This is a genomic window from uncultured Ilumatobacter sp. (genome assembly GCF_963980585.1).
In the GTDB taxonomy this organism is placed as follows: domain Bacteria; phylum Actinomycetota; class Acidimicrobiia; order Acidimicrobiales; family Ilumatobacteraceae; genus Ilumatobacter_A.
Genome location: NZ_CAXCAM010000033.1, coordinates 18,711 through 28,283, shown reverse-complemented (window position 1 = coordinate 28,283; position 9,573 = coordinate 18,711). Strand labels below are relative to the sequence as shown.

Here is a 9,573-nt window from a genome sequence, read left to right as displayed (position 1 = left end):
GTGAAGCCGTCGATTTCAGCGAGAGCTGTGGAGGCGCCGACCGAATCGTGGTGATTGCCACGGTCGCAACAGGGGTCTTCGTTGGAACTGACCAGATCATCGAAATCGCTCTGGTGACGCTCGGCTTGACGGGCACCGTTCTCGACGTCTGGGAGACACTCGTACGCCCATCCCGGGCGATATCAACGACCAGCACCGGTGGAATCAGCGAGTCGATGCTCCAAGGGGCCCCGTACTTCGAAGAGATCGCTGGTGACGTTGCAAGCCGACTCGACGGTGCATGCCCCGCTGGTCACGATCTTTCGTTCGACCTTGAGATGCTCTCAAGGGAATTTGAGCTCCTGGATGCCAATCTCACGACGCCGGCTGGATTCGACACGCTGATTGCGACGAGAATGCGGCTCAGCCTCGCCTGCGAAGCCCACGGAGTTGAGTACCCCGACGACAGCTCAGCGAAAGGCGACGCACTTGCCACGGTCGAGCTGTTGAGGAAGGTTGTCGCCCAATGCAACCCTGGTGCTGCCGCTGCTGCACCAGCTCACCTCCAACGTTCTGGTCGGGTCCTTCGACGAGGCGACGCACACCCCATCTCCATTTTCGAACCACGATTCATTGCTGAACGCGCCGACACCTTCGACGACAGCCCCTACCCCCTGAGTTCATGGGCCCCACCGGAACGTGATGCCTGGTGGTCTCCGACTCTGGCATGACGGCCTCTGGACAGCACCGTCTTGCCCTGTGAGACAGGTCGAAGATCGTTCACCATCGCCCCTGGTCACACCCGAAAACCAAAAACGAGACCCCGAAGGGTCTCGTTCGCTGGGTGGGGCTACCTGGAATCGAACCAGGGACCTCATCCTTATCAGGGATGCGCTCTAACCGACTGAGCTATAGCCCCAGCGAGTACGAGATGTTATCGGCGGCCATCCGAAACGACCACAGAGGAATCCCGAGTCGTTCGGGTCGGGTCAGCGTTCGATGTCGCCGGTGTCGTCGATGATGGCTTCGCGAATCAGCGGGCCAGACGCATCGGACAGCGTGACCGGAATCTCTGGTTCCGGTCGACGCACCACAAACCGGCGCATTGGTGAGGTTCGTGACTCGACGACTTCTTCTTCGAGCACGGTGAATCGGGCGCCACCGACAAGATCCGTGATCAGGTTGAACAGTGTGGCGAGCAGCACCCAGAGCCCAGTCAAGCCGAGCACTGCGAACAGGCCAGCAATCCAGGCGCTGTGATAGAGCTCGCCGCCGTTGAATTCGAAGGACTGCCAGCCGAACGACTCGAAAAAGCGCTCGACGTTCTCGACGGTGCCTGTGGCATAGGCAACGTTCCAGAGCAAGACGCCAGCGGTCAGCACGATCACGTACAACACCAGGTTGGTGAGCAGAGCAATCTTGAACACCGACCACGGGTCAACGTGCCGAACGACGCGGGTGACCTTGCGGACACGTGGCTTGCGGCCCAGGATGCGGGGCACCTTGAGCGGAACCGGTACTGGCGCCGGGTCGTAGTCAACCGGGCGTTTCGGGCGACGTCGCGACGACGTCGTGTCATCTTGTGGAGCGTGGTCGACGACCGGGCCGTCGATGTCGGCCCGGCGTAACTCTTCAAGGATCCCGGTCGGGACCTCGGCCACATCAGACGTGTCAGACGTGTCAGACGTGGCGTCCTCGTTCACCTCGGCGTCCGTGACAGCAGCAGTGGTGCCGGCCTCTGCACCTACGGGCTGATCGGGCTCACTGGATGCGTACTCCTCGATCGATTCGACCAGCGATTCATCGAGCGCGTCGAGCTCCGCCGTACTCGGGCCGTCAGCGTCACCGGTGTGATCGGCGGTGAGCGCGTCGACAGCATCGCTCGCCAGCGACGATTCGAGATCCTCTTCGATCTTGCTCACAACGGCGAGTGTACGCAACCCGTTACTGATGAGCCTGTCACGCAATGATCTGACCCGGACACACACCTGCCTGAATTCACGGTGCGTTCGATGCCCTGGCGGTTGCCGTGCTCTCGCCGAGGCGTACCCGGACCGTCACCTCATCATCTCCCGGGCCACGCGACCACGCGACCACTGTTGCCCCATGGCGAGCAGCGAAATCGTGTGCGGCGGCTGCACCACCGTCCAGTGACGCCAGCGCAGCAGCATCAGCAGCAGTCTGCGCCCGCGCCCGATCCTGTGTCACACCCCCGAAGTCGACCAGCGCCGTCAGCAGCGCAACACCAAGTAGCAACGCCACGACCAACACCAGCACGGCGGACTGGCCGCGATCTTGTTGACATCTCATGCGAACTCCCCTCACTCATTTGAGTTGGGCTGCATCGCAGCAAGAAGGGCGCGTCGGCCGATGTTGTCACCGTCGGACGGTGCGGATCAGTCTTCTCCGTCGACGGCAATGATCGGTGCGACCGATCCAACAGTGTCACCGTCGTCCATGTTCATGACTCGAACGCCGGTGGCATCTCGACCCTGGGAAGAGATCTCACGGACTTCCATGCGGATGGTGATCCCACCCGTGGATACCGCAACAATTTCGTCGTCGATACCGACCATGAACGCTGCGACAACTTCGCCCTTCTTGCCCGTGAGCTTCATGCCCCGCACGCCCTGTCCGCCGCGGCCCTGAACATTGAATTTGTCCAGTTGTGTCCGCTTGCCGTAGCCGGCTTCGGTCATGACCAAGATCGCGGTGTCGTCACGAGCCACGTCGACAGACACGACTCGATCCGCAGCGTTCTTCAACTTCATTCCGCGCACGCCTGCAGCAGTCCGCCCCATTGAGCGGACGTCATTTTCGTTGAACCGGATGGTCATACCGCCGCCCGAGACCATGAAGATGTCGTCGTCACCGTTGGTCTCGATGACCTTGACCAGCTCGTCGCCGTCCTTCAAGTTGATGGCAATCAGCCCGTCGCGACGGCTCTTGTCATACTCGGTGAAGGTGGTCTTCTTGACGACACCGTTCTTGGTCGCAAAGAAGAGGTATCGATCGACACCGAACTCGCGAGTGTCGATGATCGCCTCGACGCGCTCGCCGGGAATGAGTGGGAGCAAGTTGACGATGGGCATGCCCTTGGCTGTGCGCTCGCGCTCGGGAATTTCGAGCGCGCGGAGCCGATACACCTTGCCCAAGTTCGAGAAGAACAAGAGGTGCGCGTGGGCGGTGGTGAAGATGACGTGACGCACGATGTCGTCGAGTTTGAGCTTGCCGCCTGACACGCCACGGCCGCCGCGGCCCTGGGTCTTGAACGAGCCGGCCGGCACCGCCTTGACGTACTGGGCCTCGGTCATCACGATGACGAGTTCCTTGTCGTCGGTCAGGTCCTCAATCGACATGTCACCGTCGTCATACGTCAATTCACACACACGATCGGTCGCGAACTTGTCACGGATCACGGTGACCTCGTCCTTGATGACGGAGTTGAGCCGAGCAGGATCGTCCAGGATCCCTTGCAGATCGATGATCTTGAGCCGCAGCTCGTCGAGTTCGGTCTGAAGGTCAATCCTGGACAGCCGGGTCAGCTGACGAAGCTGCATGTCCAAGATGTCGTTCGCCTGAATCTCGGAGAATTCAAAGGGTGCCGACATCAAGCCGTCACGAGCGATGGCGACGTCGTCGCTGGCCCGGATGAGCTTGATGATCTCATCGATGACATCGAGGGCCTTGATTCGCCCCTCGAGGATGTGTTCGCGATGTCGGGCCTTCTTCAGCCGGTTCTCGGTGCGCCGGGTGATGACCTCGACCTGGTGCTCCACGTAGGCAACAAGAGCGTCGCGGAGGTTGATCTGGCGCGGAACGCCCCTGACCAGGGCAACCATGTTGATCGAGAACGTCGACTGCAGCTGCGTGAGCTTGAACAGGTTGTTCATTACGACGTTGGCATTGCCATCGCGCTTGAGCGTGATAATCAGCTCAGTCTTGCCACCGTTCGAGCCGTCGTTGACGTCGGCGATTCCATCGAGGTCACCGTTGTCGACCAGCTGCTGGATGCGAGCAGCGATGGCAGAGCACGACGTTTGGTACGGCAACTCGGTGACGACGATCTCGTACCGACCGTTCTTGCCCTCTTCGATCGAGGCCTTGGCACGGGTCTTCACCGAGCCGCGACCTGTGCGATAGGCGTCCATGATCCCGGCCTTGCCGAGAATCTGACCGCCGGTCGGGAAGTCGGGCCCCTTGACGAACTCCATGAGATCGTCCGGCGTGGATTCGGGGTGGTCGATGAGGTGCACGACTGCGTCGATGACCTCGCCAAGGTTGTGCGGGGGGATGTTCGTCGCCATACCGACCGCAATGCCCTGGCTGCCGTTGACCAGCAAGTTGGGGAACCGCGCCGGAAGCACGAGGGGCTCCTCGGTGGTGCCGTCGTAGTTCGGGATCATGTCGACGGTGTCTTCGTCGATGCCTGCGAGCAACTCCATCGCCAACGGATCAAGGCGACACTCGGTGTAGCGCGAGGCGGCGGGACCGAAGTCGGGGGAGCCGTAGTTGCCGTGGAAGTCGATCAGCGGATGACGCAACGAGAACGGCTGGGCCATCCGCACGAGCGCGGCGTAGATGGCAGAGTCACCGTGCGGGTGGAACCGCGCCATCGTGTCGCCGGCAACGCGAGCGCATTTGACGTGGCCACGGTCGGGGCGGAAGCCCTGCTCTTCCATGTCCCAGATGATTCGGCGGTGCACTGGTTTGAGGCCGTCGCGCACGTCTGGCAGAGCGCGCGACATGATGACCGACATCGCGTACTCGAGGAACGAGCTCTCCATCTCGTCGTTGAGCGCGATCGGTTGGATCGAACCGCCGGGTGTGGTGTCGTCAGTGGTATCAGTCATGTGTCAGTCGTTTCAGAATCAGAAGTCAAGGTTCTGGACGTCGCGGGCGTTGGTGACGATGAAGTCGCGACGGCTGGCAACGTCGTCGCCCATCAGCACCGACGTGATGTGGTCGGCCTCGGCGGCCTCGTCGACCGTGACCTGCAGCAGCGTGCGGGTGCTCGCGTCCATGGTGGTGGCGCGGAGCTCTTCCCAGTCCATTTCACCCAGCCCCTTCAGACGCTGGAACTGCTTCTTGTGGTTCGGACGCTCGGCCATGAACGCATCCTTGGCCAGGTCGTCCTTGAGGTAGATCTTTTCCTTGCCGATCTCCGTCGAGTACAGCGGCGGCTGCGCGATGTAGCAGTAACCGGCTTCGACCATCTCGCGCATCTGGCGGAAGAAGAACGTGAGCAACAAGGTACGGATGTGGCTGCCGTCCACGTCGGCGTCAGCCAAGCAGATCACCTTGTGGTAGCGACACTTCTCCACGTCGAACTCGTCACCGACACCCGCACCGATCGCGGTGATCAGTGCCTGGATCTCGTTGTTCTTCAACATCTTGTCGATGCGAGCCCGCTCGACATTGAGAATTTTGCCGCGGATCGGGAGGATGGCCTGCGTACGCGGGTCGCGTGCATCGACCGCTGTGCCTCCAGCAGAGTCGCCCTCGACGATCATGATCTCGGACTCGTCGGCATTCTTCGACGAACAGTCCTTCAATTTGTCGGGCATACCAGCGCCGGACAACGCCGTCTTGCGGCGGATGGCGTTACGCGCGTTCTTCGCTGCGGCTCGAGCCTGAGCCGCTGAGAGGCCCTTCTTGACCATCCTGTTGGCTTCGGCGGGGTTCTCGTCCATCCACTCGACGAGGCGGGCGTAGGTGGCCTTTTGGACGAACGAGCGGGCCGGCACGTTGCCAAGCTTGGCTTTCGTCTGGCCTTCGAACTGTGGTTCGCGCAGCTTGACTGACACGATCGCAGTGATGCCCTCACGGACATCGTCACCGCTCAGGTTCGGATCCTTGTCCTTGATGAGGTTCTTCTCTTTGCCGTACTTGTTGACCGCAGAAGTGAGGGCCGTCTTGAAACCCTCGACGTGCATGCCACCCTCGGTGGTGGAGATGTTGTTCGCATAGCCGTGGACACCTTCGTGATACCCGGTGTTCCACTGCATGGCGATGTCGAGGGTCATTCCCTCCGCTTCGTCTTCGTCTTCGAACTGGCAGACCTTGGAGAACAGAGGCTCCTTGGATGCGTTGAGGTGCTTGACAAAATCGACGAGGCCGCCCTTGTACTGGTACGAGATTTCTTGCTCGCGCTCGGCGCGCTCGTCTTTGAACTCGATGATGAGGCCCTTGTTCAAGAACGCCATGGTCTGCAAACGCTCAAGCACAGTGCGGGCAACGAACTCGACGCCCTCGGCCTGGAAGATGGTGGGGTCGGGATAGAACGTGACCGACGTGCCAGTCTCACGACCCCGCTTCGGCGTGTCGCCGACGATGGTCATCTTGCCCTGAGGCTTGCCACCATCGAGGTAGGTCTGCTCGTGTCGCTTGCCGGCTCGGTCAATCTGCATGACAAGCTTGGTTGACAGTGCATTGACGACCGAGACACCCACGCCGTGCAGGCCGCCGGAGACCTTGTAGCCCTCGCCACCGAACTTGCCACCGGCATGCAACACGGTGAGTACTACCTCAGCGGCGCTCTTGCCTTTGTGTTCGCCAGACGGATAGGGATCGACGGGAACGCCGCGCCCGTCGTCGTCGACACGACAGCCACCATCGGCGAGCAGGGTGATGGTGATCTTGTCGCAATGCCCGGCCATCGCTTCGTCGACGGAGTTGTCGACGACTTCCCAGATCAGGTGATGGAGGCCCTGGAGGCCGGTTGAGCCGATGTACATGCCCGGCCGCTTGCGAACCGGGTCGAGGCCCTCGAGCACTTGGATTTGGGCGGCGTTGTAGTCACCGGGCTGACTCGATGACTTCTTCTTGGCGGGGGCTTTCGCGGGTTGTTCGGGAACCTGCTCGGCGGCTGTTTCAGCGGTGTCGTTGGACACTCGTACCTCGATGTTGTCGTCGTTGTGGACACAGCGCGCGGCGCCGTGCGTTTCGGGGCGATCGGGTCGTCAGGCGTGATACATCAGATCAGCCGCAAACCCCCTTTCGCGAATGGGTTTCAGTGTACCGGAGGGGTGTCGCAGAGTTGGGGATCAGCGGGAGCAAATTACAGAGCTGTCAGAACACACGTTCCCACAAAATCTGACCTTGATTTGTTGGTTGAACAGGCGCACTGCATCGGTGCTCCAATTGCGGCCGAGTGATCAACGTTGCGGCGGTGAACGTCACCGTTTGCAGTGCAACTCAGCGTGTTCGTGCGACGCGCACGTCGATACGGCTGACCTGCACGTTCGCGACCTCGGCGAGACGCGCGGAAATCGTTCCGGACAGGAACTTCACCTGTGTTGCCCAGGCCGAATCATCAGCCTCAACGGTCAGGACACCCTGGTCCAATCGAACCGGCCGGACGTGAGCCGCGACGTTCTCACCGACAGCGTCAGGCCATTTGCCGAACACCCCGCCGATTTGTATCCGATCGGTGCCGCGCAGCGACTTCATGATCCCGTCGAGCGACGCAGTGATCGGAACGGGTTCAGCCATTGCTGTACACGGTACTCGGCCACACTTGCAGCACGATCTTCAGACCTGCCGCCAGCGCGGCTGTGCCGATGAGCGTGTTGCTCATCGACACAACGGTTCGACAACTCCCAGAACTGTCAGACGAGTTCCGGCGTGCGCTCTCGGATGACCTCCGGTGTCACGTCGGCGTCGTCATCTTTCTTGCGGCGATCGAGCATCAGCGCGGTCACGGCAAGTCCCACGAGGATCACACCCGGGATCACGAAGAACCAGGTGAACATCCGGAAGTCCGGAAGGCTGGCGACCTTGTCGTAGTTCGAGACTTCTGCCTGCATCGTTGTCACCAGTGGCTCGTAGTGATCGAGCCCCGCCGGCACCTGTTCAAAGATGGCGACATTGCTGCCCATCAGGCCAAGCAGACCCGCGAAGTCGGTCTGCATCTCCGGCAAGCTCTGCAACATGCCGGTCATCGCGGGGAACTGCTCCCCCATGAAGGCCTGCACGTTCTCCTCCGGCATCTGCATGGCGGCGGCCAAGGCCGGCACCATGTTCTCGGCGTCGACACCAAGTGCGGTGAAGCCGTCGAGGTAGCCGTTGAACTTGTCGATGTTCTCCTGGGTCATCGCGGGGACGACGTCACCCAGTGGAACAAACACTTCGTAGTAGTAGGTCGCGGTGATGTCGACGTTGTCCTGATCCATGATCGGCCCGAAGGCATCGATCATGTTCTGGCCACCGTCGGCCTTGTCGGGAAGCCCCATTGCGAACGGGGCGGCGATCAGCATCACCCCGACGAGAAGAACCGCCCACATCAGTTTGCGAGCCATGGCACACACTCCTTTCGGGAGGCGAACCATCGCAACTCCCAACTCCCATCTTGAGCTCCGGCTCGCGCTCGCGATAAGGGCTTTTGTCCTGACGTGCACGTCGTCGCCCCGGCACGCGATGGAATGTGGTCGCGACGCGCAACGCCGCTACATCAGTGGCTCAGCCCCCTGGGCCGGACCTCAGCCCTCAGAGACCTTGCCGGCTTCGACACGCAGGATCCGGTCCGCCTTGGCTGCAGATGGAAGTTCCGTGGCGGTCGTGATGATCACCTGCCCGGGCGGGATGTGTTCGAGCAGTGCCGTGGCGCGTCCGTCATCGAGTTCGGACAGCACATCGTCGAGCACCAGCACCGGAGCGGTCCCCGTTCGTTCAGTGACCAGTTGATGGGCTGCGAGCCGCAGGGCCAGCGCAAGGGTCCGTTGTTCGCCCTGTGAGGCGTGCGTCCGGCTCGGTAACCCATTGATCCTGAAGCTCAGCTCGTCACGGTGCGGACCTACCGTCGAGACACCGCGTCGGATATCGGTGTCACGGACTGCCTGCAAGGCGGCCACCAAGCCAACCTGACGCCAACCTGGTTCGTAGGTCAGCTCGATTGGCGTGGCGACCCCAGCGAGCTGCTCATAGGCGTCATGCACCATGGGAGTGATGCGCGCAACGAGCGTTGCTCGGGCGTAGCCAAACTGGTCGGCAATTTCAGCAAACTTTTGATCCCAGACATCGAGGGTCGCTTCAATCTCGTCGGTCAACCGGCCTGCAGCTTGTTTGAGCAACGTGTTTCGCTGTTTCACGATGCGGTCAATCTCGAGGCGAACCGCGTCGTACTTCGTGGCGAGCGCGACGAGAGTGTCATCCAAGTATCGCCGTCGATCGCCTGGCCCGCCTTTGACCAAAATCAGGTCGTCTGGCGAAAAGACAGTGACTCGCACCGATCCGAGGAGATCGCGGACCCGCACAAGCTTTTGCTTGTTGACCTGCACGCGATTACGTCCAGCGGCCACAAGCTCGGCCTCGATCAGCGTCTCACGACCGTCATCGTGTCGAACGGTCGCACGAATGATTGCTTGTTCAGCACCTGCTCTGACCAGGGCATCGTTGGGTGCCCCGCGAAAACTTGACAGTGTCGCGAGGTATGCGAGTGACTCGGCAAGATTGGTCTTGCCGTGCCCATTGCCCCCGATGATGGCGGTTGTTCCCGACGTCAGATCAAACGACCCCGACACATAGTTGCGAAAGTCGATCAACTCCAAGTGTTCGACGATCACGCAGCAAAGAGTACGCCGCAATCACGCTCGG

The 9,573-nt window shown here is 61.1% G+C and carries 8 protein-coding genes and 1 tRNA gene; 1 reads left to right on the top strand and 8 read right to left on the bottom strand.

Translation table 11 applies throughout. The features are described from left to right. Positions 1–710: exonuclease domain-containing protein (locus ACH2DW_RS11155; protein ID WP_394929825.1), on the top strand; the 710-nt coding region annotated here is incomplete at its 5' end. 114 nt (positions 711–824) lie between these two features. On the opposite strand, the gene ACH2DW_RS11150 is transcribed toward ACH2DW_RS11155, so the two are convergent. The 8 genes from ACH2DW_RS11150 to recF all read right to left on the bottom strand — a co-directional run bounded on the left by ACH2DW_RS11150 (position 825) and on the right by recF (position 9,542). Then, positions 825–898: transfer RNA gene (locus ACH2DW_RS11150), tRNA-Ile, on the bottom strand. A 70-nt stretch (positions 899–968) separates the two neighbouring features. Next, a complete protein-coding gene (locus ACH2DW_RS11145; RefSeq protein ID WP_394929824.1) occupies positions 969–1,901 on the bottom strand; it encodes a DUF3566 domain-containing protein in 933 nt (310 codons plus the stop codon). Between the two features lie 76 nt (positions 1,902–1,977). After that, the gene (locus ACH2DW_RS11140) at positions 1,978–2,289 is read right to left on the bottom strand and encodes a pilus assembly protein TadG-related protein (RefSeq protein WP_394929823.1); all 312 of its coding nucleotides are present in this window, start codon (positions 2,287–2,289) and stop codon (positions 1,978–1,980) included. Positions 2,290–2,375: 86 nt separating this feature from the next. Continuing rightward, on the bottom strand, positions 2,376–4,832 hold the full coding sequence (gene gyrA, locus ACH2DW_RS11135; RefSeq protein ID WP_394929822.1) for a DNA gyrase subunit A: 2,457 nt from the start codon (positions 4,830–4,832) through the stop codon (positions 2,376–2,378). Positions 4,833–4,850: 18 nt separating this feature from the next. Beyond that, positions 4,851–6,872 (bottom strand): type IIA DNA topoisomerase subunit B, encoded by a 2,022-nt coding sequence (locus ACH2DW_RS11130; protein ID WP_394929821.1) that lies wholly within the window; start codon positions 6,870–6,872, stop codon positions 4,851–4,853. A 304-nt stretch (positions 6,873–7,176) separates the two neighbouring features. Continuing rightward, positions 7,177–7,473, bottom strand: a complete 297-nt coding sequence (locus ACH2DW_RS11125; RefSeq protein ID WP_394929820.1) for a DciA family protein — start codon at positions 7,471–7,473, stop codon at positions 7,177–7,179. A gap of 116 nt (positions 7,474–7,589) precedes the next feature. Beyond that, on the bottom strand, positions 7,590–8,279 hold the full coding sequence (locus tag ACH2DW_RS11120; RefSeq protein ID WP_394929819.1) for a hypothetical protein: 690 nt from the start codon (positions 8,277–8,279) through the stop codon (positions 7,590–7,592). Between the two features lie 180 nt (positions 8,280–8,459). Further along, positions 8,460–9,542 (bottom strand): DNA replication/repair protein RecF, encoded by a 1,083-nt coding sequence (recF, locus tag ACH2DW_RS11115; RefSeq protein ID WP_394929818.1) that lies wholly within the window; start codon positions 9,540–9,542, stop codon positions 8,460–8,462. Positions 9,543–9,573: the final 31 nt, after the last annotated feature.